Source organism: Mesorhizobium sp. YC-39 (assembly GCF_025753795.1).
In the GTDB taxonomy this organism is placed as follows: Bacteria; Pseudomonadota; Alphaproteobacteria; order Rhizobiales; family Rhizobiaceae; genus Mesorhizobium.
In genome coordinates this window covers 72,591-98,708 of sequence record NZ_JAOWPS010000007.1, presented here as the reverse complement: position 1 = coordinate 98,708, position 26,118 = coordinate 72,591, and the positions used below count along the sequence as shown (strand labels likewise).

20 protein-coding genes and 3 pseudogenes are annotated in these 26,118 nt (G+C 58.8%); 4 read left to right on the top strand and 19 right to left on the bottom strand.

Features of this window, described 5'->3' with window-relative positions; all coding sequences use genetic code 11:
• Positions 1-11: 11 nt before the first annotated feature.
• The 11 genes and pseudogenes from OHD62_RS30805 to OHD62_RS30755 form a co-directional block, all read right to left on the bottom strand.
• A complete protein-coding gene (locus OHD62_RS30805; RefSeq protein ID WP_263790845.1) occupies positions 12-1,316 on the bottom strand; it encodes a dicarboxylate/amino acid:cation symporter in 1,305 nt (434 codons plus the stop codon).
• 650 nt (positions 1,317-1,966) lie between these two features.
• Positions 1,967-2,212, bottom strand: a pseudogene (locus OHD62_RS30800) (carbonic anhydrase family protein); the annotation flags it as partial.
• 31 nt (positions 2,213-2,243) lie between these two features.
• Positions 2,244-3,050, bottom strand: coding sequence for a sulfotransferase (locus OHD62_RS30795; protein ID WP_318528656.1), 807 nt, complete (start codon positions 3,048-3,050; stop codon positions 2,244-2,246).
• A gap of 259 nt (positions 3,051-3,309) precedes the next feature.
• Complete coding sequence (locus OHD62_RS30790; protein WP_263790843.1) at positions 3,310-4,362, bottom strand: NADP(H)-dependent aldo-keto reductase; 1,053 nt, start codon at positions 4,360-4,362, stop codon at positions 3,310-3,312.
• A 35-nt stretch (positions 4,363-4,397) separates the two neighbouring features.
• Positions 4,398-5,186 carry an ABC transporter permease gene (locus OHD62_RS30785; RefSeq protein WP_006201685.1) on the bottom strand — a complete coding sequence of 263 codons (789 nt, stop codon included), beginning with the start codon at positions 5,184-5,186 and terminating at the stop codon, positions 4,398-4,400.
• Between the two features lie 2 nt (positions 5,187-5,188).
• Entirely contained in the window at positions 5,189-6,103 is a 915-nt protein-coding gene (gene nodI, locus OHD62_RS30780) for a nodulation factor ABC transporter ATP-binding protein NodI (RefSeq protein WP_006201686.1), read from the bottom strand.
• A gap of 4 nt (positions 6,104-6,107) precedes the next feature.
• A complete protein-coding gene (gene nodU, locus OHD62_RS30775) occupies positions 6,108-7,817 on the bottom strand; it encodes a nodulation protein NodU (protein ID WP_263790841.1) in 1,710 nt (569 codons plus the stop codon).
• A gap of 31 nt (positions 7,818-7,848) precedes the next feature.
• Positions 7,849-8,481: a nodulation methyltransferase NodS gene (gene nodS / locus OHD62_RS30770; RefSeq protein ID WP_263790945.1), complete on the bottom strand. Its 633-nt coding sequence runs from the start codon at positions 8,479-8,481 to the stop codon at positions 7,849-7,851.
• Positions 8,481-9,833, bottom strand: coding sequence for a chitooligosaccharide synthase NodC (gene nodC / locus OHD62_RS30765; protein WP_263790839.1), 1,353 nt, complete (start codon positions 9,831-9,833; stop codon positions 8,481-8,483). Before nodC ends, nodS begins: the two co-directional genes overlap by 1 nt.
• 43 nt (positions 9,834-9,876) lie before the next feature.
• Entirely contained in the window at positions 9,877-10,527 is a 651-nt protein-coding gene (gene nodB / locus OHD62_RS30760; RefSeq protein WP_263790838.1) for a chitooligosaccharide deacetylase NodB, read from the bottom strand.
• The gene (locus OHD62_RS30755; protein ID WP_263790836.1) at positions 10,524-11,114 is read right to left on the bottom strand and encodes a NodA family N-acyltransferase; all 591 of its coding nucleotides are present in this window, start codon (positions 11,112-11,114) and stop codon (positions 10,524-10,526) included. Before OHD62_RS30755 ends, nodB begins: the two co-directional genes overlap by 4 nt.
• 502 nt (positions 11,115-11,616) lie before the next feature.
• On the opposite strand from OHD62_RS30755, the pseudogene OHD62_RS30750 reads away from it, so the two are divergent.
• Positions 11,617-12,280: pseudogene (locus OHD62_RS30750) on the top strand (transposase); the annotation flags it as partial.
• Between the two features lie 85 nt (positions 12,281-12,365).
• On the opposite strand, the pseudogene OHD62_RS30745 reads toward OHD62_RS30750, so the two are convergent.
• Together OHD62_RS30745 and OHD62_RS30740 are read right to left on the bottom strand one after the other, a co-directional pair.
• Positions 12,366-12,560: pseudogene (locus OHD62_RS30745) on the bottom strand (transposase); the annotation flags it as partial.
• Between the two features lie 97 nt (positions 12,561-12,657).
• Positions 12,658-14,598 (bottom strand): acyltransferase family protein, encoded by a 1,941-nt coding sequence (locus tag OHD62_RS30740; RefSeq protein WP_263790833.1) that lies wholly within the window; start codon positions 14,596-14,598, stop codon positions 12,658-12,660.
• A 174-nt stretch (positions 14,599-14,772) separates the two neighbouring features.
• Between OHD62_RS30740 and OHD62_RS30735 the strand changes: the two genes are divergently transcribed.
• Positions 14,773-15,723, top strand: a complete 951-nt coding sequence (locus OHD62_RS30735; protein ID WP_006201697.1) for a LysR family transcriptional regulator — start codon at positions 14,773-14,775, stop codon at positions 15,721-15,723.
• A 69-nt stretch (positions 15,724-15,792) separates the two neighbouring features.
• Here the strand turns inward: OHD62_RS30735 and OHD62_RS30730 are convergent, their stop codons facing one another.
• The 4 genes from OHD62_RS30730 to OHD62_RS30715 all read right to left on the bottom strand — a co-directional run bounded on the left by OHD62_RS30730 (position 15,793) and on the right by OHD62_RS30715 (position 20,043).
• Complete coding sequence (locus OHD62_RS30730) at positions 15,793-15,978, bottom strand: 3-keto-5-aminohexanoate cleavage protein (protein ID WP_006201698.1); 186 nt, start codon at positions 15,976-15,978, stop codon at positions 15,793-15,795.
• 196 nt (positions 15,979-16,174) lie between these two features.
• A complete protein-coding gene (locus tag OHD62_RS30725) occupies positions 16,175-17,497 on the bottom strand; it encodes an aspartate aminotransferase family protein (protein WP_263790830.1) in 1,323 nt (440 codons plus the stop codon).
• An 85-nt stretch (positions 17,498-17,582) separates the two neighbouring features.
• Positions 17,583-19,199, bottom strand: coding sequence for an MFS transporter (locus OHD62_RS30720; RefSeq protein ID WP_263790829.1), 1,617 nt, complete (start codon positions 19,197-19,199; stop codon positions 17,583-17,585).
• A 13-nt stretch (positions 19,200-19,212) separates the two neighbouring features.
• Positions 19,213-20,043: an alpha/beta fold hydrolase gene (locus OHD62_RS30715; protein ID WP_263790826.1), complete on the bottom strand. Its 831-nt coding sequence runs from the start codon at positions 20,041-20,043 to the stop codon at positions 19,213-19,215.
• Between the two features lie 260 nt (positions 20,044-20,303).
• On the opposite strand from OHD62_RS30715, the gene OHD62_RS30710 reads away from it, so the two are divergent.
• Entirely contained in the window at positions 20,304-21,731 is a 1,428-nt protein-coding gene (locus tag OHD62_RS30710; RefSeq protein ID WP_263790824.1) for a sigma-54 interaction domain-containing protein, read from the top strand.
• Between the two features lie 212 nt (positions 21,732-21,943).
• On the opposite strand, the gene OHD62_RS30705 is transcribed toward OHD62_RS30710, so the two are convergent.
• Positions 21,944-22,780: an EamA family transporter gene (locus tag OHD62_RS30705; RefSeq protein ID WP_263790822.1), complete on the bottom strand. Its 837-nt coding sequence runs from the start codon at positions 22,778-22,780 to the stop codon at positions 21,944-21,946.
• Positions 22,781-22,995: 215 nt separating this feature from the next.
• Here OHD62_RS30705 and OHD62_RS30700 point away from each other — a divergent pair, with 215 nt between their 5' ends.
• Positions 22,996-23,595 (top strand): helix-turn-helix domain-containing protein, encoded by a 600-nt coding sequence (locus OHD62_RS30700; protein WP_006201706.1) that lies wholly within the window; start codon positions 22,996-22,998, stop codon positions 23,593-23,595.
• Between the two features lie 97 nt (positions 23,596-23,692).
• On the opposite strand, the gene OHD62_RS30695 is transcribed toward OHD62_RS30700, so the two are convergent.
• Positions 23,693-26,089, bottom strand: a complete 2,397-nt coding sequence (locus tag OHD62_RS30695; protein ID WP_263790818.1) for a transketolase — start codon at positions 26,087-26,089, stop codon at positions 23,693-23,695.
• Positions 26,090-26,118 lie beyond the last annotated feature (29 nt).

Here is a 26,118-nt window from a genome sequence, read left to right as displayed (position 1 = left end):
TAGTTGGCCAGCTATGTCTCGGCAAGCTGATGGCCAGACAAGGCGGCTTCCAACTTTACGCGGTCCAATTCGCCCTCCCAGCGAGCGACGACGAGGGATGCCACCGCGTTGCCGACGATATTCGTGAGGGCCCGGCACTCGGACATGAAACGGTCGATGCCGAGGATCAGGGCCATACCGGCCACCGGCACGGAAGGTACGACGGAGAGCGTCGCGGCCAACGTGACGAAGCCGGCGCCTGTGACCCCTGCAGCGCCCTTCGAAGAGAGCATCGCCACAAGGAGCAGCAGGATCTGGTCGCCGATCGACAGATCCGTATTCGTCGCCTGCGCGATGAAGAGGGCTGCCAGCGTCATGTAGATGTTGGTGCCGTCCAGATTGAAGGAGTATCCGGTCGGAATGACGAGGCCCACGACCGAACGCGTGGCGCCGGCCTTCTCCATCTTCTCCATGAGCGAGGGTAGCGCGGCCTCCGAAGAGGACGTTGCGAGAACAAGCAGCAGCTCTTCCTTGATGTAGCCGATGAGAGCAACGATCGAGAACCCGTTGTAACGGCAGACCGCGCCGAGGATGACGAACACGAAGAGGAAGGCGGTGAAATAGAACGTCCCGACCAGCATCGCCAGGTTCACAACCGAGCCGATGCCATACTTGCCGATGGTGAAGGCCATCGCGCCGAAAGCGCCGATCGGGGCAGCCTTCATCAGAATGCCGACGAGCTTGAAGACGGGCGCGATGAGCGCCTGAAGGAAGGAAACGACAGGCTTGCCCGCCTCACCGGCCATCGCCAGCGCGATGCCGAAGAGAACCGAGAAGAACAGCACCTGCAGGATGTCGCCTTGCGCAAACGCGCCGACAATCGTCGACGGAATGATGTTCATCAGGAAGTCCGTCACGGACTGCTCGTGGGCCTTTGCGGCGTAACTGTTCACGGACTGGAGGTCGAGCGAGGCGGGATCGATATTGAGGCCGGCGCCGGGCTGAACGACATTGGCCACGATGAGGCCGACGATCAGCGCGAGCGTCGAGAAACTCAGGAAGTAGACCATGGTCTTGCCGGCGACACGGCCGACCTTGTGAAGATCGTTCATGCCGGCAATGCCGGTCGCAATTGTCAGGAAGATGACAGGCGCGATGATCATCTTGACGAGCTTGATGAAGGCATCGCCCAGCGGCTTCAGGCTCTCGCCGATCCCCGGACAGAAATAGCCAGTAGCGACGCCGAGGGCGATGGCGACAAGCACCTGCACGTAAAGCTGGGCGTAGAGAGGCTTGCGAGGCGCGCGATGCGCGCTGCGGACTGGTGGAGCTAGCATTTTTCTCTCCCTGACCGGATCTGGGCGGGTTTCGGACCGTCCCGGGCTTCTCCCAAGCAGCGCTCCGGCCGAACGCGGCTGCCACCTTGGCCGCAAGAGCCATGCCAGACCAAATGTTGCGGTTCTCAGGTGTCCAGTGCAGGCCGAACTAACGGCTTTCCTGGCGGAATCTCGCACCAGGCTTCGTCAACGGCCGGCCTGGAGAATACGGTGGCAGAAGATGGCATCGACGAGATCCAGCACGCCCCATGATGCTTCTCGCCAAATCGTCCGTCGGTCGATCTCTCTGGATTGCGATGCTCGGCCCTTTGGGCTTGTCTTCTTGCGACAAGGTTGCATGCGCGCGCCAGAAGCAAAGCAGGTCCTATGCGACCGTGTCGTTGCCGCGTCGCCGCCGATACTTTGAAAAGGTACGTCAAGAGACTGGTTCCGCCGGTCGCAGCAAGCGACGTGCGGTTCAACAGATATTTCGGAGTTCGGCCACTGCCAAGGAAGCCGCACTTGATGACACGCTTCGTGCCATCGGGAGCGACGCCCCGCTCTTCTGTTATCAAGCTAGAGAGCGCTGAGTGATCGAGATCGCGAAGCATCTCAACCTGACCCGGCGTCGCAACCCACCGCGGTTGGCTGCACGCCCAAAGGCCTCAGCCTCAGTCACGGCCCAGGGTGAAGCGCCGATTGGGTGCACGAAGCGGCCGCGCGTTCAGGGGGAAGAGCGAGGTAAATCGCTTGATGTCTACAGCGTCGACCTCGACCGGATCCATTGCCAACATCCACTCGACGTTCTCGGTGCAGGGCGTCGTCGTCAATGATCCCTCACAGGTCCAGTAGCCGAGCGAGGCCGGCAAAAGCCCATTGGGATCGACCTCGTCGAGCGCCATCTCATCGCCTGGCCGCGCAGTTCAAGTGAATAGATGCCAAGATCCCCTAGCTTGGTGTCGGCTGTAACATCGTGCCGGTGTCCGCGTAAGCTTTCAGCTTTGGGATGATCTCGGTTGCCGTCCGATCGCTCGCTGCCCTTGCCCGAAAGACGTCATCAACCTCAAAGAACCTCGCGTAAGGTCTGTTCGCGAAGTGAAGCCGCAGCTCATCAAAATTCTCTATCGTTTGATCCAGCGGTCGCGTCTCCTGACGCTGAAGGATGGCGCTGCCAGAAAGCTGAAGCGTTGGGACCCCCAGGAAATCCCAAATCGTTGCCAAGCATGCGGCAGGTTCGCGAAGACGGCTCTCATATTCGATCTCAAGCATGCTGGTCGGTGCAAAGGCGTGCGCCACCCGAGCGTGGAAACCGTCGGCAGTCTTGAAATAGGCCTGGCACTTGGCGATTGACAATCTGATGCGCGGCGGGGAAGCTGCTTGACTGTCCGAGCCGAACTTCAGCCACTGGCCGGATTGCCTCGCCTGCACCAGCGACCACAGCGATTCCAAGGTATTTGTGCGAACCACAAGGATGACCTTGAGGCCGGGCCAACGGACCAGTTCGGAAAAAAAGCCCGGGTGATCGTGAAACTGAGGTTCGTTGATCTTGCAACCAACATGCGTCACCTTCTTGTCGCTCCCTGCGGGAAAGCGCAGATAGGCGAGCTTGAGGAGTTCGCGATCGCTGCGTAGCATGCGAGCTTTGTCGAGCCAATTCGTATCACAAGTGTTGAGCAACTCACCGTTGCTCAACACGTTCGGATGCTCGTTCAGCAACGCTTCCAGATAGTGCGTGCCAGTCCTTGGCATCGCCATGCGTCATTGCGTGTTTCCAACTTGCGTGAATTGCAGGCGGTCCGGGTGGCGTCCCAGTACAAGATCCGCTGTCATCTGTGCGCCGGTCCGTTCAACAGTGTTAGGAACCGAAGCGCGGAAACAAACAAGACAGAACTATCAGCGTCTGATCACGCAGACCCGCGTGAGTACCTGTCTCTTCCCGCGTTGCTTTTGATTTTGGGTCTCGAATACGCGACACCAGATCGACGACACGATTTGACAAGAAAGCCAAAACCAATCATGGCACCGGCGTGCCATAGCGCTGGTAGATTGACTGAATGCCGTCGAGCATCTCGCGTGACAGGGTGACTTCCAAACTGGCGATGCTGTGCTGCAATTGCGGCACGGAGGTAGCGCCAACAAGAGTGCTTGCAACAAAAGGCCGGCTTCTAACGAATGACAACGCGCCGTGCACTGGATCGATGCCGTGTTCACGAAAGAGCGTTGTATATGCGAGTGCCGCATGCTGCGCCCATTCGCTGCTGTAGCGGAAGAACCGTCCGAACAAGTTCAGCCGCGAACCGGTTGGCCGCTGCCCCCCCAGGTACTTTCCAGTCAGCGTGCCCATCGCCAGCGGCGAATACGCGAGAAGCCCCACCTGTTCACGCAGAGCCATCTCCGCCAGGCCGTTCTCGAAGTCGAGGTTGAGTAGATTGTATGGATTCTGAATGCTTATCACACGGGCGAGCCCTAGTGTTTCCGCGTGATGCAGGAAGCGCGCCAAGCCCCAAGGTGTTTCATTGCAGAGCCCAATGTGGCGTACGCGACCGCTTTTAACGAGCGCGTCCAACGCCTCCAACGTTTCCAGGATTGGTACCGCATCGTCGTCGAGTTCATACTGGTAGTCGACCAATTCGAATATATTGGTGCTACGGTCGGGCCAGTGCAACTGGAATAGGTCGATATAGTCCGTCTGGAGCCTTTGGAGACTGGTTTCGACGGCCTCGAACAGGTTGGCGCGTGTGTAGCTGACACGGCCGTCGCGCGCATGCGGTAAGTTCGCGTTGCCTGGTCGAGCAGGACCGACGGCTTTGGTCGCAAGCACGATGTCTTGCCTGCGGCCGGTCTGCCGTAGCCAACTCCCGATATAACGCTCCGTAAGTCCATGTGTCTCGGCGCGGGGAGGCACAGGGTACATCTCCGCAGTATCGACGAAGTTTATGCCGGCATCCAGGGCTGCGTCTAACTGCGCATGCGCCTCGGCCTCCGTGTTCTGCTCTCCCCAACTCATAGTGCCCAGGCCGAGCACGCTCACCTTCAGGGCGCTGCGTCCCAGTTCATGATACTGCATTGTCTATCTCCTTCTCGAATTGTTCGTAAATAGCGTCATGGCATCAGGCGCCGACGGAACAGGGCCGTCGACACGAAAAAGGGCAATACTGCGTAGATGGAAAGCGCGCCGATATGCAGGCCAATGCTGTCGGCCGGACGGCCAAGCATCGCCGGGCGAATGAGGTCGATCGCTTGTGCCAGCGGCAAGAAGTGCGCGGCCTGTTGAAAACCCTCGGGCAATTGGGCGACTGGAAAGACCGCGCCGCACAGGAACAGCATGGGGGTGACAACAAGTGTCTGGTAAAACACGAAATAGTCGTAGCTGGGTGCAAGCGCCGTCACCACCATCGCCAGGCTTGCGAAGGCTAGCCCAGTGAGGGCGATGACTGGCAGCGCATAGAGGATGGAAGGCCACGCCGCATAGCCTAGCGTGCCGGCAACAATCGTAATCCCCGTACCGGCGAGAAAGGCCTTGGTGGCTGCCCACGCCAATTCACCGAGAACGATGTCACCGAGCGTAAGCTGGGTGTAGAGGATTGCTTCCCATGTGCGCTGAGCGTGCATGCGAGCGAAAGCCGCATAAATCGTCTCAAATGTCGCAGAGGTCATCGCGCTTGTCGCGACCATGCCGCCTGCCAGAAACGCGACATACGAAGTACCGTCAACGCGACCTACAACAATTCCCAGGCCGAAGCCAAGACCGAACAGGTAGATCAGAGGATCGGCCAGGTTCCCGAGAAGCGACGCAAGCGCGACCTTCTTCCATGCCATATAGTTGCGGCGCCATACCGCGATCCAGTTCCAAGCGTTGGTGGGCAGAGCCGTGGCACAACCTTCACCCATGTTCATTTCTCCATCTCGCGCCCGGTCAATCGCAAAAAGACATCCTCCATGTTCGGCGGACGCTCCAGAAGGCGTAAACCCGCACGGCCGCGCAACTGCAGGCGCACTTGCTCCGGATCGGGCGCGTAGCAAAAGAGTGTCTCGCCGCTCACCTCGATGCGCTGCGCATACGGCCTAATCAACGCATCCAGCTCATGCGGATTGCCGCCATAGATTTCGATCACCTGACATCCGATCTGTTCGTCAATCAGCGTGTGAGGACGGCCTTCGGCAATGTTGCGACCTCTTTCAAGCACGCACAGCCGATCGCACAACCGCTCAGCCTCTTCCATGAAGTGGGTTGTCAAAAGAATAGTCTTGCCCCGCGCGAGCAGCGACCGCAGGCGTTCCCATATCAGGTGTCGCGCGTGCGGATCTAAACCGGTGGTCGGCTCGTCCATTACAATCAGTTGCGGGTCGTTGATCAACGCACGCGCCAGCGTCAGGCGCCGCTTCATGCCGCCGGACAGTTCGGAAACGCGAGCATGCGCCTTGCTTTCGAGGCGGGCGAATTCCAGAAGCGACGGTATGACTGCTTCGATCTCGCGTGTGCTCATGCCGAAATAGCGCCCGAATACCAGCAGGTTCTCGCGCACCGTGAACTCAAGGTCCAGGTTGTCGAACTGCGGGACCACTCCGATGCGCCGGCGTGCCAAGCGAGCGCGTGCCGGAACTGGCACGCCGAGCACGGTGATCTTGCCCGCATCAGGCGAGGTCATGCCGAGGATCATACGCGCAATCGTGCTTTTGCCCGCGCCGTTCGGTCCCAAGAGCCCGAAGCATTCCCCCGCTGCTACGCGGAATGACAGCCTGTCGACAACGACCTTGTCATCATATGTCTTGCTTACGTCAGTAAGATCGATTGCTAGCATGGACATACGTTCATGTTACCGTGCAGGTCGTCTCAACTGGCGATTGCTCCGTTGCCTGCGTTTTCGTCAACAGCAGGCCGTCGCACCATACGCGTTCGATGCGTCCCCACTCGCAGGCTGCAGCAGCGTCCGGGAAGAAGCCACGTCCGTGGTGATTGGCACTCGTGTTGCAAAGCAGCGGAATGCCGGTGAGTTTTTCATATGCGACAAGTAGCTCGGCGACTTCGTGTTGCGATCTTCTCGAGATGGTTTGCAGTCGCGCAGATCCGTCGAGATGTACAACTGCGGGGATTTTGTCCCGCCACTCCGCCCGCGTCTGGTGATCGAACAACATGTAAGGGTCCGGCGTTCCAGGGCTGAAAATATCCGGCGCACGGTCCTCAAGGCATATCGGCGCAACTGGCCGAAAGTGCTCGCGAAGTTTAACGTCGTTGAGATAATCCTTCGTCCTCGGCGAAGTAGCGGCCGCGAGAATGCTTCTGCCTCCCAACGCTCGAGGTCCAAGTTCGGCACGCCCGGAAAGGAAAACCACGGGTTCGTTTCTGGCGAGAATAGTCGCAAGTTCCGGCATGCTGCACGGCGTGGCCTCCCATCCTGGCGGCACATCGCCACTTTGTAGGACCGGACCGCTGTAGACTGACCATTCCAGCGGGACGAATCCTTGCTGCGCCACCATTGCAGAGCAAGCGGCTCCGATTGCCGAGCCGCTGTCATTGGGAAAGGGCGGTACCCAGACATCGTCGAAAAGGCCGGTCTCGCGTAGTGCACTGTTCCATTTGATATTGAGCCCGCAGCCGCCGGCTATACACAAATATTGCGGTCCCGCAAACGAATGGCGCTGCAAGGCAATTGTCATTTCCTTGACGAGGAGACGCTCGAGGAACATATGAAAAGACGCAAGTACATCTTCGGGTGCCTCAGCTTCCAATCGGAGCGCGGCGGCGTCGAAGAACTCATGTACAGCCGCAAGCGTGGACTCTGCACTGACGATGTTCGCGCGGTAATGATGGGCGAGCTCCGCGTCGCCCGCAAAGCGCTCCTCGTATAGCTCCTGAAACACCGCCACGATGTCTTCATGCACCGACCCGAGCGCGATGTAGGCCATCAGCTTGCCGGCAACACCTAGATCCCAGCCGGCGCGGCCCGCTTGCTTATAAGGTCCGAAATGATGGCCCGCGGCAGCGTAGACATGACCTATCACCGGGAACAGACATTCCAGGAAGCGGGCACCTCGCTGTTCCACATGGTAGAGACGCGGAAAGATGCAGCCGTCCCACACCAAGCAGAACGCGGGTTGTCCGGCCCTGGCAAAGGGGCTGGTGCAGTAAGCGGAGGCCACATGGCCCGTCACGTGCGGGTAGCTTTTATACGGGAAAACCCGGCCGTCGAGCATCAGGCCGGAGCTGTTGAGCGAAGTTAGAAGGCCCTCGGCATCGCGTTCGATATAAGGCGCCCCTTTAAGGATGACAGGAGTTTCCCCACTGAGGACCTGAAACTGCGACTCCACCTCCCCGTCCCAGCCGTCGATAACAAACTGTTCAACGTCCCGCGCATCCATACCGTGCTCAGCCAATGCGGTTACAACAGTGTCGAGATTGTCGATGGCTTTGTATCGTCGGTTGTTGTCTCGCTTCTCCTGCTCAACGCAAAAGACGAGCCGTCCGTCTTCTATGAGGGCAACCGCCCCGTCATGCGTCAGATTGATGCCGCAGATGCGCATAGTATCTCCATATCTAAGGTCGGCAATTCGCTTAACTTGGAAGCCGAACCGGGTTCCTAAAGCGGGCGAGCAAGCAGTCTTCGTTGTCCGACTCACCGCGGCACTGCAGACGCTCGACCTCGACCAACGATTCATTCAGAATGGCCAAGACCGTCTCGGCCCCGGCAGCGTGACCCCAGCGCCGGCAAAGGGCATCGCGCGCCGATCCGAAAACCAGATGCCCGCCTGGCGCAAGCAGCCGCACCAGATTGCCGATGGCCGCGCGCATCTCGGCTATGCCCTCGACGTAGTAGAGAACTTCCGCCACGACGATCAGATCGAACAGCTCGTCAGTCGAAAACTGTTGAACGTCGGATACTATCCAGCTGATGTGCGGTAGCTTGTTCACCCGTTGGCGCGCTAGATCAATCGCTCGCGGCACGACATCGACCACGGTGAGCCGTTGGCAGTAGGGCGCGAGTTTTTCCGTGAATGCGCCTGCCGCGCACCCGACTTCGAGCGCATTCATGACAGGACCTTGGGAGAACGATAGCTGAAGCATTTGCATGTAACGCTCTTGCTCGAACGGATTGCCGTCGAGCCGCCACGGGTCGTCCGCGGCCAGCTCCTGCTTCAACAATTGATAGTTCTTGTCCTGCTTCAATTCATCCACCTCGATAACCATCATTCGTCACAGCAAACGCTGTCAGATGTCACCAACATCGCCGAATCCCGCGCTAACCTGCGAAGCGACGCCGCATTTCCCGTAAATTCTGTGGTGTTTGATCCAGTGATCGGGTTTCGGATGTGGACCTGTTTTTCGCCCATATCTGGTACGGCGGTAGCAGAACTGCGCGACAGCCAATCACTATTGCTCAATGTGCACAACGCATAGGCTTTCAAGGGAAGTAAGAGCAAGATGTTGATGAATGTATGCAGAGAAAAGCCAAGAAATCGAAGCTGACGAGTACGAATCGCTACAACGCTGCAGCGAATGATGGTCATGGATGCAATCATCAGGACTGTCCACCAAGGCACTGTGGCTGTCAGTGCGAACTGCGCGAGCCCGGTTAGCACCGATAGCGCGAGGAGTAGCGGACCGAGATTCTGTCCGATCACGTCCAATGTGAGAAAGCGATCGAGGCCGGGCAGCAGGCGCAACGCAAGCAACGTGTCCCGAAAAGTGCTACGTGCCCAGCGCAGTTGTTGGCGCAGATATGGCCCTAGCCTGTCAGGAACAACTGTCGACGCGATGGCGTCCGGGACGTACTCGGTTTGAAGGCCTGCTTTGAGCATGAGGATCGTGAGATGGCGATCCTCGCCGAAGTCGCTTGGCTTTCCCCGAAAAAATTGCGATTCGTACTTATCCAGCAGCAAAAGAAGCGCGGATCGGCGATACATGGCACATGGGCCGCAGCAGCACATCACGGCACCGAAGCGAGCCTGTGCCGCGCGCTCCTCGTTGCAAGCCAGCCAGTACTCCATATCGATCATCCGGGTCAGCCAGGTGTCGCTCCGGTTGCTAGCCGTCAACTGGCCCATGGCCGCGCCGATCGTTGGATTGCGCATCTTCAACGCAAGCTTTGCGATGACGTCGGACGCGAGTATCGTGTCAGAGTCAACGTTAAGCACCAAATCTCCAAATGAGCGGCGTATCGCCGCGATCTGCGCCTTGCGCTTCCCGACATTCTCGGGGAGCAGAATGATATTGAACATAGGGTTGCGGGCGTAGGCTTCGTGAACAGGTCCTACTGCAACGCGATTTCCAGAACCGTCATCAACCACATAGACCCGGAGTTTTCCGGCATATTCTTGGTTTGCAATGGAAGCCAGGCATTCCGAAAGCGTGCGCGGGTCCTCGTTAAAGCAGGGGACAATGACATCCACGCTCGGCATTTGGCCAGAGTCGGCCAGACCCTCCAACGCCGATGAAGTGTTATTCGGCCGAGCGTAAGCGATCTGCATGCTTCTATATGCAGTCGAAAGTATCGCATATGTCGAAATGGCGACGGTGCTGACTGTATCAAGAAGGTACATAGGGTATTGCCTTCAGCTTCATAGCAAATTTCTCTCAGTGATATTAAGGGAGCAAGCGGAGTACGAGCCCGCGACTATGCAAAGCAGGAATTATTTGGGATACTGCCATGATCGTCTGACGCCGGAGACTGACGTCTGCGCCCGCTGGCAACTCGTCGGGAGGACATCCGTCGTGCAAGAGTACAATTGCGCCCGGCTGGACAGAATCGAGCACTGCATCGACAATGGCGTCGACCCCAGGTTGCGACCAGTCTCGCGGGTCTATCGACCAGTGGACGGCGGCCAGTCCAGCGCTCACCGAAGCAGTGAGTACTTCTTCGGTCCAGTTTCCAAACGGCGCGCGCATGTGCCGCACAGCGGCCTGGGGGCAGGCCGTCATGATGGCCCGGTTCGCCTCAAACATTTCACGCTGAACTTCGCCGGGTCCGCATCTGGACAGATCCGGATGTGTCATTGTGTGGTTAGCGACCTGGTGCCCTTCTGCAACCATTCGTTGAATTAGTTCGGGCTGGTCTGCCGCGTACGCGCCGATGACGAAGAAAGTCGCCGGCACGCGGTGTTCTGCCAGGACATCGAGGATCTCCGGCGTGGCAAATGGATAAGGACCGTCGTCAAACGTCAAATAAACGCTCGGCTGGCCTGTGCCGTCAGCATCCTCACTGCGCACTTCGGACAAGCAATCGAAGTGGTTCATAGCTCTGGCCCATTCCGATCGATGAAATTACCGGTGGGCCAATCGCTCATCGACCGTGCAAGGGTTAAAACGATCACAAGTGCGTCCTCGATGCGAGTGGGCGGCTTGTCGAGACGCGCGTGTGGTAGGGTGGAGCGCACGCGAATCCCCGACAAAACGGTCAGTTGGCTGTGTCGGCCGAACCTTTCAATGTGTTTTTGCAGCGCGTGCCGAACGGTGCCAAAAGCGAATGGAACGCCTAGCTCCTGCAGCGTTGGAATCATGAAGCGGATCGAATGGGCGATCCCAAGGCCCTCAAGGTCCGGACGGACCCCGTACAGGCCTAGCTCGGCAACCAGAAGATCGACCCCGTCAACCTTGATGAAACGCCGCAGGCAGCCCATGTGAGCCGCCACACCGTTCGAGTCATAGGCGATTGCGCGGAGTTCGGGCCTGGCGCCAGCCCAGCTTCGACTACCTTCGAAGGGTTGTGCATTAAAGACTCCAGTCGGCCCGTAGGTCTTTCGAAAAAACTCCGTCAGTTCGACATGGTCGCCCAGTTGCAACTCATTTTCCCAGCACAGCTTCCACCGCACCTGCGAGCGCATGTAAAGACTTCCCTATTTTTGCTGTTTGTTTAAGACGCCTGATCACACGTTCGACGCAGCAGAGGCCGTCGTCAGCGATCGTGATGTCGGGCAATTGGGCGGATGGAACCCTTCAGGGCATTGCGTTCCAGATGTGGTGATGCTCTAATCAATGTCCGTCTTTGTTGTGCCGCCCAGGAAATGTACAGCTGGAGTACTTGGTTTCGCTCAGTTGACGATCTTCTAATGTATCACGCTCATGGATTTGTAAAATCGATTGTTTGGATAGACCGCATCCACGCTTTGGATGGATGCGGTCATGCGGCTGGAGGCCCTTACCCAGCTGTTCAGGATGGATGCCGCGAACTTCTCCCCCGTCCATCCAAGCCGTCATCCGATCCATAAGGTGCTGATTATCCCTTGAGATCGCGACGCCCTCCCAGCGCAAGTCCAAGCGATCCTTAAGGACGGCACCTCCACTTCCCGACCGCCTGCTCATGCACCGCAAACTCAGCCGCGACGATGGAAGGGCCGCCGGCATGGCCCGCGAAAGGATCGGCGATGGGCCAGGGCCTGGCGCCCGGAGCAGATTGCCGACGCTTGCTGATCGACTTCCCGGACGACAAGACGATGCGCATCAGCCACGAAGCCATCCATCAGGCCTTCTTCGTTCGGGGGGCTGCGGAGTGCTGCGCCGCTAGCTGACGGCCTGCTTGCGAACAGGACGTGTATTACGGGTCCGCAGGGCGCGCGTACGTAGGCGAGGCAAGGGCCTTATCTCGCCGGAAATCATGGTCAGTCAGCGTCCCCGCCGAAGCGGCCGATCGAGCGGTGCCGGGACATTGGGAGGGAGACCTCATCCTCGGTCTTGGCAGATCGCGACGGGCACGCTAGTCGAGCGACGCGCTTCACGATGCTAATGCATCTTCCCCGGCTTGCGGGGCATGACCCAGCACGATCGTCTGATGATCGATGCGGGTGTCTAGTTCTACTTCTGCGATCCGCAAGGCCATGGCAGCGCGGAACCAACGAGAACACCAATGGACTGCTGCGTCAGCACTTCCCGAAAGGCCCCGACCTGAGCATCCACCGCGCCGACGAGGATCGCCGCCGTGGCGGCCCTCAATGCCCGGCCGAGAAAGACCCTGAGTTGGAAAACGCCGGCAGAGGCGCTTGACGAGTTGCTAGTCCTCTACAGCCCATTGTCTCGCAAGGCATACAATAGCGTTGGACCGTCGAAACCGGCGGGAAGCGGTCCGGTAATGCCCGTCACTGGCAGCCCGTCCAGGCGATCGATATAGAGGAGCGCGTCCACGATTGTCCGCATCTCGGTCGTCCGTGGTCGTCCGGTCGCCTTCGCTCCAGGCATGAACGGCTCGATCAACGCCCATTCCCTGTCGGTCAATGCGTTTACTCCCGCTGGCCCGCGCAGCAATATTGCCTGCGTGTGGCCTCCGTCCAACCCATGTCGCGATCCCGCTCAAGTCTAGACAACTCAAGCGAATCGCAACGGACAGAGCCACTCAACCGCTTCCACGTCCAAGCCCGAGTTTCGGGTCAGGCTCTAACGAGCAGCCCTGATCAGCTTCTCAGCAAGTCTTGTCTGGCGAGCAATGATTTCTGATCCTTCATAGGAAAGATGCCCGCTGTCGCGATAAAGGAATTTGCCATCTATCTCGGTCTTGCATGTGGTCTCATCGCAGAGGAAGTCGCGGTAGGAAATAACCTCTACGTCAGCCTTCAAGGAAACTTGTTTCAATAGCTCAAGAGTTCTGGATCTTATCTGGAGGTAATCACTTACATATATTTTACAGTCACTGTAGGGCCCGATCATAAAACTTCCCAGCGACTTTCGCTCAAGGCAATCGCCGATATCGAAGCTTGCGACTGGCGGAGGGGCAACAACAACCACTCGCTTGCCCTGCGCTCGAACGGCTTCGATGAGAGCCTTGATACCATCGACTGCTACATCTAGAGAAGCGTCAACCTCCGTGAAAGTACCATTGCTCTTCTTAAGAAGCATGAAGTCCGTCGACACAGGCGTGGCAAATGGGCTTGAAATGGCAACGGTCGTGATCTCGGGCCGACGTTTCAAGACATCCAGAACACTGTCATTGAAGCGCATGCAGTCCTCGCCGAAGGCACGGGGATAATAAGGAGACTCTGTTGACGTCTTCGAGAAGGCAGCAATGCCAATGGCGGGGAAGCATGCACTCATCGTGAGCTGCGCCAGTCCGCCTTCGCCGACTGTCTTGGCCAAGCCGGGAACGAGTGCCATGGCAAATGAATCGCCCCAAACCAGCAATTGGGGCCTGCCTACCGTCTGGCAGTTCTTGGGGATTTCCCGAGGAAGCGATCCTGGCTTGAAAACACATGCTGGTCCCAAACCGCTATTGATCTGCCGGATCTTGGCAAAGTCAACATTGTTCTGGATTGCGGCGATGGCGACTGAAGGTGACAAGCCAAGAACAACGGATGCGGCAACAAGTCCTCGGGCCAGCCGTCGACGAGACGTGACGAACCCCCGCCGGAACGGCTCCTCCACGAAGCGGTAGAGAGCCCAGCCCGCAACAAATGAGAAAGCAACTGCCGCGTAGATCGCAAGGGCAGGAGCATCTGACAGCCAAACAGCCCGCACATAGACAAGCACAGGCCAGTGGACCAGATAAAGCGAGTACGATACATCCCCTATCCTTGCCATGCCTCGAATCGCCGCGTTATCCCTGCTGGGCGCGAGCAGGAGGATCAGGGTTGCCAAGCAAACCAAAGCGGCGTCCACGCCCGGGTGCTGGGAACCAACAGGGGTAATGGGAAGAAAGAGAAGAAGTACGAGCGCGGGGAGGCGCAGCTTCGAAAGCTTGGCAGTCACCCAAGGGCTGGCGGGAAGCAAGGCTCCGAATGAACCGAGGGCCATTTCCCAAAATCGGGTGGGTAGAAGATAGAATGCAGTGGATGGGTCATAAGAGGCCACGTATAGACATAGAGCTAGGCTGGCAACGAGGAGTGAACTGACTCCTATCAGCCACCATCTTCGGGGAGCCAAGGCCAAGAAGGCAGGCAGCAGCAGATAATACTGCTCTTCAACACCAAGCGACCAAACATGCAGTAGTGGCATCGTATCGGCGGCTCCGCCGAAATAGTCGCATTGGAACCAGAGAACGATATTGCCGGAGAATGTGAGCGCCCCGAGGACTTGATTTTGGAACTCCCTCAGGCTCACTTCGGACAGCAAGAAAGGCGCAGCGATCGTCGTGAGCGCAATGACGACATAGGCAGCGGGCAACAGACGCTTCGCACGTCGATAATAGAATTCCCAAAAACTGAATCGTGATTGCTCAAGCTGCGTCCTGATGAGGCCGGTGATCAGGAAGCCCGAAATCACGAAAAAAATATCAACGCCCAGGTAACCCGCGGCGAACGGCCCAAGGCGAGCATGGTAGAGGACAACCAGCAAAACAGCCAGACCCCGCAAGGCCTGGATATCAGATCGAAACTCTCGCGGCATGGGACTGCGTTCCAGATGTGGTGGGTGCTCTAACCAATGCCCGTCCTTCCTGCGCCGCCAAGAATGCACCGCTGTGGCACTTGATTTCGGGGGGTCGATGCTTCTAATGACGCATGCTCACTAATTCCTAAAATCGATTGTTTGGATGCCACGCATCCACCCTATGGATAAGACATGCGGTTCAAAGGCCTTGATCTAAATCTCCTGGTGGCACTCGACGCTCTGATGACCGAGCGCAACCTCACGGCGGCGGCGCGCAACATCAACCTCAGTCAGCCAGCGATGAGCGCTGCCGTCGCCCGGTTACGGGCCTATTTCAACGATGACCTGTTTACGATGCATGGTCGTGAACTTATCCCAACACCGCGTGCGGAAGCGCTTGCCATCACGGTGCGCGAGGCCCTGCTGCACATCCAGCTCTCCGTTATTTCCAAGGATCTGTTTATCCCAGCCAAATCGGGTCGCCGCTTCAGGATCATCCTTTCGGATTTCATCACACTGGTGTTTTTTAAGACGATCGTAGAGCGTACTGCGCGGGAAGCTCCCGAGGTCACCTTCGATTGTCTGCCTCTTGCCGACGACTACGATCAGCTTCTCCGGCGCGGCGACGTCGATTTTTTGATCATGCCGGAACTCTTCATGTCGAAGCAGCCTCGTGAAGCACTGTTCGAGGATATATTCGTATGCGTAGCCTGCGGCACGAATAAGCCGCTATCCGAGCCATTTACATTCGACCGATACATGTCGATGGGGCACGTCGCGGTCAAATTCGGGAACACCCTGAGGCCGTCCATCGAGGAGTGGTACTTGCTCGAGCACGGTATCAAGAGACGAATAGAGATCGTCGTACAGGGCTTTAGCATGATCCCGCCCGTTCTATCAGGCACCAACCGTATAGCGACGATACCCTTGCGACTGGCTCAGCATTTCGCAAAAACAATACCCCTGCAGATAATGGAGCTTCCGCTGCCACTTCCCTCATTGAAGGAGGCCATCCAATGGCCTGCGCTTCACAGCAGCGACCCCGCAAGCATTTGGATGCGGGAAATGATGTTAGATGAGGCATCTCGCATGGCTTCCTCACCTGAGAGACTGTTTGGAAATTCTACTCTGGCGGCCGTCTAGCGGTTTCCACGGACCCAAATGTCCGCTTCGTGTCAAGCGAAGTGAGGATTTGACCCCTAATACAAGAAGCTAGGCCTTTTGCGACAGCCGAGATTGCCCTGAAGCTGGGCCGGCGACCGGCGCACCAAGCCGTTCCAAGTGCCATTTCGCTTTCTCGACGAGTTCGGCATTGCTCTTCACGAGCTCAGTCAGCGACATCTGGGTCGTGTCCTCCATACCGATCCGGACATCGCCACCGAGCACATAGGACTGCATCAATCGCGAATCGGCGGGATGCTGGCAACACCCGAATCGTGCCACCTTGGCCCAGTCTGGCTATTCGGCTGGGAGAAGGGCGACAGACGCAGCACCATATATTGTGGCCACCTGAGGCGAACGGGATAAGCGGTCTGCACCAACAAACAGTGCCGTTCGCTCTGCCGACAGCTTCCCAATCATATTGCGTAGGTCATCAGGCGAAAGCCGGCAATGCTCGGTCGAAGGCCCGTACTATCTCGTCGATATCCGCGCCCTCCATGGCGGTGGAGAACGCCATCAATCCGTTGCCTGAAATGATCACGCCTTCGTCGAACAATACCTTAGCGAGCGCCAAAACCCGCGCGGCGCCATCCGCCGCTGCGAATGTGGAACGGTAGTCGCTCAACGGTGCGTGCGTCAGGTGGAAACGGCGTAGCGAGCCCAGCCCGGTAACTTGCCCCTTGATCCCGTGTCGAGCAAAACACGCACGAATACCCTGGTCGAAGCGATCACCGAGCGCCTCGAGCTTCTCGAATGCGGCGGGTGTCAATTCCTCCAGAGCGGCTATACCGGCCGACATCGACATGGGATTGGCACTGAACGTCCCGCCATGAGGAACAGCGGGTTTGCCCTTGCTCGGATCGAACACCGACATCACTTCCGCCAGCCCGCCGATGGCGCCGATTGCAAAGCCGCCGCCGATGATCTTGCCGAGCGTGGTAAGGTCCGGGTCGATGTCGAAACGGCCCTGAGCGCCATTGTAGCCAAGGCGAAACGTGATGACCTCATCGAGAATCAACAAGGCCCCGAGTTCGCGCGTGACCCGCCGCAGCATCGCCAGATAGTCGGACTTTGCCGGCACGAGGCCAGCGCGGTTTGGCATCACATCGACAAGCACGGCGGCGAGGCTGTTGCCGCTGGCACGCAGGATTGCCTCGGCGACCGGGGTGTTGTTGAAGGGAATGACGACGACATCGTCGAGCACCCCTTGGGGTGTCCCCTCGGCTGCCGGCACGGATCCCGGCCTATCGATATCCCCCCAGGTAGCTGGACTGGCGTCCAGACTTGTCTCGGCCGGGTCGTACGTTCCGTGATAGGCGCCCTCGCATTTTGCTATTTTCGGTCGGCCGGTATAGGCGCGCGCCGCCTTGATAGCGTTCATCACCGCTTCGGTGCCGGAATTTGTGTAGCGAAGCTGCTCGACGGACGGCAGACGATCGCACAGAATTTCAGACAGCCGGATTTCGCTCTCGGTAGGCATGCCGAAACACGTTCCGGCTTCAAGCTGCCGTGTAGCCGCCTCGAGGATTTGGCGATTGCCATAGCCATGGATCAGAGAGGTGGAGTTGCCCAAGGCATCGATCCGGACATGGCGGTCGATGTCGGTGATCCGGCAGCCATCGCCGCGCCTTGCATAGATTTGATGCGGTTTGCGATAGACGGTGGTGCGCGTGTTCCCGCCAGGCATGACCTCGCGGGCACGCGCATAGAGCTTTTCGGAATTTGGTGTCGCTGGTCCTGACATGATGTCGCTCATCACTTGGTTCTAGGGGGCAAGGTTGATCCGCGCGCGACGCACGCGGCGCCGTTGGGACAGCGCCGCGGCCTTCTATTCCGCCGCCCTAGTTACTCAAGTCGCGGCCACGGGTCTCTGGGAGCAGAAACGCCCCGATAACCGCGGTCAAACCGGCAAACGCGACGGTGTACCATAGGCCACCGAAAATATCGCCGGTCGCGATGACGACAGCTGTTGCCACAAAGGGCGCGAATCCACCAATCCAACCGTTGCCAAGTTGCAGGGCGACCGACACCCCGCTGTAGCGGATCCGGACAGGAAACAACTCGACCAACAATGCCCCGAGCGGTCCGTAGACCATCGTCGCAAGAAAGATCAAAGCGAACAGAACAGCGACCACCATGGGGCCGTTGGGCTGGGCGGGTGTATTTGCCGGCGGCATGCCCTTTTCGGTCAATGCCGCAAGGAGTGCGGCATCATCGAAGGTTTTGGGTGCGTCATCGTTGATCTGGATGCGAAGGGGTTCAGCGTCGGTGTTGATGGTGTAGGGGACGGCGTGCGCCGTTAGCAGCGCCTTCACCGTCTGGCAGTGTGTCGCTGCCTTCGGTCGGAAAAGCTGCCCGACGAACGACTGATCCTGGCGGCAGTCATTGCCAGTTAGCACCACTGACGTCTTCGAGCGGAACTGTGAGAGCGCAGGGTTCCCGTAGCTCGCAAGGCCCTGGAAGAGCGGTATGATCAGCAGGGCTGACAGCGCGCAACCCGTCACCACGATCCACTTGCGTCCGACCTTGTCGGACAGCCAACCGAAGAAGAGGAAGAACGGCGTTCCCAAAGCGAGTGCCGTTAGAAGGTAGAAGCTTGCCTGGTCCTGGCTCATCCTCAGCGTCGTGGTCATGAAATAAAGACTGTAGAAATGCCCCGTATACCAAATTACCGCCTGACCAGCGACGGCGCCGAAGATCGCAACGAGCACATGGCGCAGGTTTCGGCCGTCGGCAAATGTATCGGCGATCGGATTCTTCGAACCTTTGCCCTGTGCCTTCATCTCCTGGAAGATAGGTGATTCCTGCAGTTTGAGACGAATGTAGAGCGACAGCAACAGAAGGACGATCGAGCCGATGAATGGTATGCGCCAGCCCCAGTTTGCGAAGTCTTCCGCTGACATGGAAGCACGACACAAGACGATCACTATCAGCGACAGGAACAGGCCGAATGTCGCGGTGATCTGGATCCAGCTCGTCGTGAAGCCTCGCCTTTCCACATCGGCGTGCTCGGCGACGTAGGTGACGGCACCGCCGAACTCGCCGCCGACGGCCAGCCCCTGCAACAGCCGCAGACAGACCAGGAGTATCGGAGCGGCCCACCCGATGGACTCGAATGTCGGCAAAAAACCGACCGCTACCGTAGCAAAGCCCATGACCAGCATGGTCACGAGAAACGTTTTCTTGCGACCGACAAGATCACCCAGCCGGCCAAACACAACGGCTCCGAAGGGACGAAGGACGAAGCCCGCCCCGAAGGTCGCCAGTGCAGCGAGCAATGCAGCCGTTTCATTGCCTTTGGGGAAAAACAGGGTGCTGAACAATACGGCAAGGGAGCCGTAGATGAAGAAATCATACCATTCGAACACGGTTCCCAAGGCGGCGGCAAAGACGATCCGCTTGGTGTCGCGGTCGAGATCGTGCGATTGCGAAGCGGCAGTGATACTTTGAAAGGACATTTGAACCTCCCAATCAAACAGTTTGCTGAGAGAGGCCAGCGCCTCCCATCAGACGGGATCGGCTGATGTTCTCGACGAGGAATTCGTCGAGCACGCGGTTGAAAACCTCGGGCTGCTCAAGCATCGGGAAGTGGCCCGCCTCGGCGACGATCTCAAGCTGGCTATCGGGAATTCCTTCCGCCAAAATAACCGATTCACTCGGAGGCGTGATGACGTCCTCATTCCCGACGACGACCAGGGTCGGGACGCGGATCTCTCCGAGCCTGAGGCGACTGTCCGATGCATTGAGTGAGGCGATCGCCTGGCGCGCCACGAAGTCCGGAGTTTGCGCGACCTCTTCCTTGGCAAATGCCACGAGCTCAGCGCTTGCGGCCCGGCCGAAAGATTTTTGGATGACATTCTGGCTCGCCGTAACGACTCCCAGCTCATCGATTGCCGTCAGCACACTGTCGGCATTTACGTGCTCGCCTAGCCCATGTGATGTAGCCCCGACAAGCACAAGCGCTCGCACGCGTTCGGGGTGGGAAAGCGTAAAACTCTGAGCCACGGTCCCTCCCATCGAAAGGCCAACGAGAATAGCCTCGCCGATTTCCAGGGCGCGATACACTTCCAGGACATCCTCCGCAAAGGCCGGTACCGTGTAGTCGCGTCGCTTGCGGCGCGGGGATGCACCATGTCCGGGCAAATTGATCCTGATGACCCTGTATCGCGACGAGAACGCCTCGATTTGTTCTCGCCAGAATTCGGCTGTGGTCGTGAATCCATGGACAAAGACCAGTGGTGTTCCTGCTCCAGACACACGTACCACGGTGTCTCTTATTTCAAAGGTGTCGATGCGCGTCATCTCTTTCCTCCCTGCGCGTTTCCACACGGGGAACTTTGCAAGGCCCGGGCCAGTCCACGCTCGCGCGCCAACAACCCTCTTATCGAGTTGGTATCGTTGTAGAAAATCGTCGCCTTTGAAACTGTGAGCGATGTTTGACAGGCCGCAACCGGGATAGTAATGTCACCGAAGAGACACACTATCGTCTCGCTTGCGGGACACTCGGACATCATGAAGCCTCGCAAGCCTGCGCTTGGGGCTTGGCCAACACAGGTGCTTCAATGGCGCTTCCGGATTGGTTTGTCGGTTCATCCGAAGAGGCCGACTTTCTGAGGCTCATCCTCGATCATGTCTCGGACTGTCTGGTTGCCGTTGATACGTCCGGGACGATCGTGTTGATAAACGAGCCTTATTGCCGCCTGCTGGGAGGCGAGGCAGAGGAATTTCTAGGTCGACACATAACCGATGTGGTTGGGCAACAAACCCGGCTTCATCTTGTTGCTCGAGGCATAGGGACCCATGTCGGCTATCCCTTGGAAGTTCGTGGCCACAAATTGGTGACGAAGCAGGTTCCTGTACAGCGCGATGGTATTACTATCGGCGCGGTAGGGCTGGCCCTGTTCTCCGATTTCGATGCGCTAAAGAAAACATACAGCCGTATCTCGAAGGCGGAGCTCGCCATCCCTCAAAGCAACAAGCTCTGGCAATCAAAATTCAGCTTGGACGACATCCTTGGACAAGGCGAGCAGATGGATGCGTATCGCGGCGCCCTTCAGTCGGTCGCGGAATATGAACTGCCAGTGCTCATCTGCGGCGAAACCGGCTCGGGCAAGGAACTGGCCGCGCATGCAATTCATGCCCTATCAGACAGATCCCGCGGACCCTTCGTCTGGGTCAATTGCGCTTCGATTCCAAGCGAGCTCGTCGAAGCTGAGCTATTCGGTTACGAGGGTGGCGCCTTCACGGGTGCCCGCAATCGCGGCAAGCCGGGCAAGTTCGAACTTGCCGCAGGTGGCGCGCTGTTCCTGGACGAAATTGGCGATATGCCGCTTTCCCTTCAAGGCAGCTTGCTGCGCGTCCTTCAGGCCAACGAGATTGTGCGGGTAGGCGGCACCACTCCCGTGAGCGTCAGCGCGCGTGTTATCTGTGCTACCAACCGACCGCTCGCCAATATGGTCAAAGCTGGCCGCTTTCGCGAAGATCTCTACCACCGGCTGAATGTGCTTCCTATAATTGTACCTGCTTTACGTGAGCGCGACGATGTCGGTTTTCTCGCGGAGCAATTGCTCTCACGCATCACCGACCGTCTGGGCAAGCCAGCGCCCGCGTTGGCGGCGAAGGACCGTCAACTCCTGCTCCGGCATTCATGGCCCGGCAACGTGCGCGAACTGGAGAATGTTCTGACGCGACTGGTCATCACCGGCAAACTTTCTGCGTCTTTCCCAGAGTTTCCTTTGGAGCCGACATATGCGGGATCGAACCCTCCGCTCAAGCACCGAATTCAAGCCCAAACCGGAGCGGAGATTCGGGCCGCGTTGAAACAAGCTCAAGGGAACAAGCGTCGCGCCGCGGATTTGCTCGGCATAAGTCGCGCACATTTATACCGGCTCCTGAAGGCGCACAGTGCCCAAGGGCCTGTCAAAGGTGAAATGTCGCCGATGCAACCTTCAAGCCAGCGCAAGAATACTTCGTTTGGGGTTGGCGGCTGACCCCGGAAGGGCAACGCGACCGTTGCCACTTCGCAGGCGCGCCACGTCCGGTTGGCATCCGCGAATTGTCATATCCTGACGGCCAACTGCCCTGCGCATGCCACTCGATCGTCGCACCAGGACGATAGGGAGAACGTGACGCCCCCTCTTGCAAGGACGGGCACCTCAGACCGGCATCTATCATTGTCGTCCCGAGCCGCTTGGACCACCCCTTAACCGGATTGGAGAAGGAAGACCGCCGGAATGGCCAAAAGCAGCCCGATCCCTTGTGTAATCGAAGGCCGCTCTCGCAGAACGGCGATGGCCAACAGGATGGTGGCGACCGGATAAAGTGAGGCGACGGCGGCAGTCTCGGCCAACCCTCCCGTGGCAAATGCAAGCATCAGCAGCAGGTTTGCAGTTCCATCGAGAAGGCCGGCAACAGCAGCGACACCCAAGCTCCGCAACTGAAACACCTGTCTTCGGCTTCTCAGGGCCACGGCAGTAACCAGTACAAATGCTGTGGCACGAACAAGCGTGAGTCCCCAGATCCCTCCCCCTGCCGCGTCGACTCTATCAAGGCCGATGTAGAACAGGGCCAAGCCAAGCCCGGCACCGATAGCGACAATGATGACCGATCGGTTCCGGATGCTCTTGTACAAGCCACCACTCAAACCCGATAGAAGAGCAGCGCTGAGGCCGGCAGCCCCGAGCCCAAGCAACAGATGCCCTGTCAGCGCTTTGCCGGTCAGAATATCCACCAGAGCCGGAACGGCGATTGCAACGACGGCGGTGACCGGTGCGACCTGGGTCATCTGTCCCTCGGCGAGCGCGCGGTAGAGGAGCGACACACCGACCGCAAAACCTGCGCCAGCCGACAAACACCAGGTCAGCGGAAGCGTAGCGGGCGGGCTGCCCTTGAAGCATGCCGGGACGCCTAAGACCAGCAAGCCCGTTCCGAGCGCCACCAACACGACCCGGCGCCAATCCGAACCGCGGGACGCGACACCGCCAAGAAAATCGCCAGCGCCAAAAGCGGCGGCCGCCAAGCTTGCGGCCGTGACACTCATGCGCAGCACCCAGTGAACAGAACGGGTTTCAATGGTCGATGCATATCCGCCGCCGCCCTTATTGTCGGGGATGTATCTGACTTCAAAGCAATGGCTTTACGAGCGATCGGAAGGTACATCTTCATCAATCCTTGAACAAATGAGATGGCATGATTGAAGTTCGCGCACCGGTCATTATACTGACCGTAAGCGGCATATCTGGAGAAGTCAATATAATGACCAAGCACGCAGCAGCGGTGGCAACCGAGAGAGAACTGGGAACGCTGCTCTCGTCCAAGGTGCAGCATTTGCGGCAATTGCAGAATATGAGCCTTGATGCGCTAGCGAAGCGCGCGGGCCTTTCGAAGGGCACGGTTGTGGCCATCGAACAGGCAAAGGCAAATCCGAGCATTGGAGTCTTGTGCCGCCTGGCCGTCGCGTTCTCGCTGTCGGTCAACGACTTGCTAGGTCAAACTTCGGAAGAAATCACAGACGATCGTATCGAACGGACCAAACCAGCAACACTTTGGAAAACCCCGCAAGGCAGCGAGGCGAAACTGATGGCATCGACCTCAGGCCGAACGATGTTCGAGATGTGGTCCTGGACGATTGCGCCCGGTGATGTCCATTGGTCGGACGCTCACAGCCGCGGCACTCGTGAACTTGTTTCGGTCCTGCGAGGAAGTCTGAAGCTCACTGTCGGCTCCGAAACCATAATCTTGCAAGCCGGCGAAGCCGCGCGACTCCTCACCGATCAGCCGCACTCCTATGCGGCTGCCGACGATCATGCCGTTTCGTTTTCCATGGCTGTGCTGGAACGGGGCGTAGAAACGTGACCCCGCGGCAATATGGCGTTGGCTTGATGGAGTCTCGGGCGGCTACTCAAGCATGACACCCCCATCGTGCCGATAGCGCAAGACGTCCGCCGACCGCTTAGGGAAGCGCCTTCAGGTATCGGATCCTGCGGCCGGAACTGACTGCCTGGGCGGCATGCACGATGGCATTCGCATCGAGACCATGGTGGCGATAGAGATCTGCAATCGTGCCGGTCTGGCCAAAATGCTCGACCCCAAGCGCCTTGACGCGATGCCCGTTCACGCCGCCGAGCCACGCAAGCGTCGCCGGGTGACCATCAATTGCGGTAACGATTCCGCAATCGCGCGACAGCGGTGCCAACATCCGCTCGATGTGGCTAAGGGCGCCGGTCGTTCCGCGCTGGCGGGCACGCTCCGCTGCCTGCCAGCCCGCGTTCAGCCGGTCGGCTGACGTGATTGCCATCAGCCCGACGTCGCGCCGGTCCTCTGCCAGAAGCCCAGTCGCTGCAATCGCCTCTGGCGCGACAACGCCTTGATAAGCGATCACTACGCTGGCGTTCGGCCCGGGCGGTCGCAGCCAATAGGCGCCATTGACGATATCCCGTGCCAGGTCCGGCCTGATGTCGCGCAACGGCTGCTCGAGCGGCCGGGTGGACAAGCGCAGATAGACCGACCCTCCGGTCTGATCGCGCAGCCATGTCGTCTCGTCCGGATCTCCTTCGCCGTTGCGCTGCATGTAATCGAATGCGAAGCGCATGATCACAGACAACTCGTCGACGAAGGCCGGTTCGAAGGCGCAAAGCCCATCCTGCGCCATGCCGATGAGCGGGGTGCCGATCGATTGGTGCGCCCCGCCTTCCGACGCCAGCGTCACGCCGGAGGGCGTGGCGACCAGCATGAAACGTGCGTCCTGGTAGCAGGCATAGTTCAGTTGATCGGCGCAGCGATAGATGAACGGGTCGTAGACCGTCCCGATCGGCAGCAGACGCACGCCATTGATCGAATGCGATAGACCGAGCGCCCCGAGCATGATCATCAGGTTTGACTCTGCGATCCCGAGTTCCAGGTGCTGCCCCTTGGGTCCGAACTCCCAACTGTAGGTGGAGGGGATGCGTTCGGCCTTGAAGGTGTCGGCCATCGTCTCGCGCGCAAAAAGGCCACGCCGGTTGACCCACCCCCCAAGATTGGTCGAGACCGTCACATCGGGCGAGGTGGTGACAATGCGTTCGGCAAGTGGACTCTGCTCGCGCGCGATGTCGTTCAGGATCTGGCCGAAGCCCATCTGGGTCGAGAGCGGCTTGCCGCGCTGCCCCGATGACGGAAGGGTTTCGGGCACCGGCACTGACGGCGCCGACAGCCGGCGCCGCCCCTCACTGAAGAACGGCACCTTGGAGAAGAAGGCTTCAAGCTCCGGTTCCGGCAGGGTGGCCGCGGCCCATTTGCCCCACTCCTCACCCGGCTTGACGCCCATTTGCCGGCGGAACCCTTCCATCTGTGCAGGCGTCATCTGTCCCGCATGATTGTCCTTGTGCCCTGCAAGCGGCAGGCCGTAACCCTTGATGGTGTAACAGATGAAGCAGACAGGGCGGTCATGTCTGGATGCCGCTTCGAACGCTTCAAGGAGGCTCGGCATGTCATGCCCGCCAAGGTTCGTCATGAGCGCCTGCAACTCGTCGTCGGAGCGGCGTTCGATCAGAGCGGTGGCCGGACCCTGATCTCCGATCTCGTCGAGCAGCCGCTTGCGCCAGGCTGAGCCTCCCTGGAAGGTCAGCGCCGCATAGAGCTGGTTGGGACACCGCTCGATCCACTCACGCAGCTTCTCGCCCCCCGGCTCAGTGAAGGCGGCCTCTTGTAGGGCACCATGGCGCAGGATCACCACGTCCCAGCCGAAGTTACGGAAAATCTGCTCGAACCGCTGCCACAGGCCCTCGCGGATCACGGCGTCGAGCGACTGGCGGTTGTAGTCCACGATCCACCAGCAGTTCCGTAGCCCGTGCTTCCAGCCCTCGATCAGGGCTTCGTAGATGTTGCCCTCGTCCATTTCGGCATCGCCGATCAAGCTGACCATACGACCCTCGGGGCGGTCCTTGATCCAGCCATGGGCCGAGACATAGTCCTGCACCAGCGACGAAAACAGCGTCTGCGCGACGCCGAGCCCCACCGACCCGGTCGAGAAATCGACGTCGTCGATGTCTTTGGTCCGTGAAGGGTAGCTCTGGGCGCCCTTGTAGCCACGAAAGTTCATGAGCTTTTCACGGGTCTGGTTGCCCGCGAGATATTGGAGAGCGTGGAAGATCGGCGCCGCGTGAGGTTTGACCGCCACCCGGTCCTGTGGGCGCAGCACCGATCCGTAGAGTGCCGTCATGATCGTGCTCAGGGAGGCGGAAGAAGCCTGATGGCCGCCGACCTTGATCTCGTCGCTCTCGCGGACGTGGTTGGCGTGGTGGATCGTCCAGGCTGCGAGCCAGGAGACGCAGCGCTCGATCTCGTTCAAATGTGCAAGTTTCGTCGTCATTCACTTCCCCGAAAATCAGCGTCCGGATG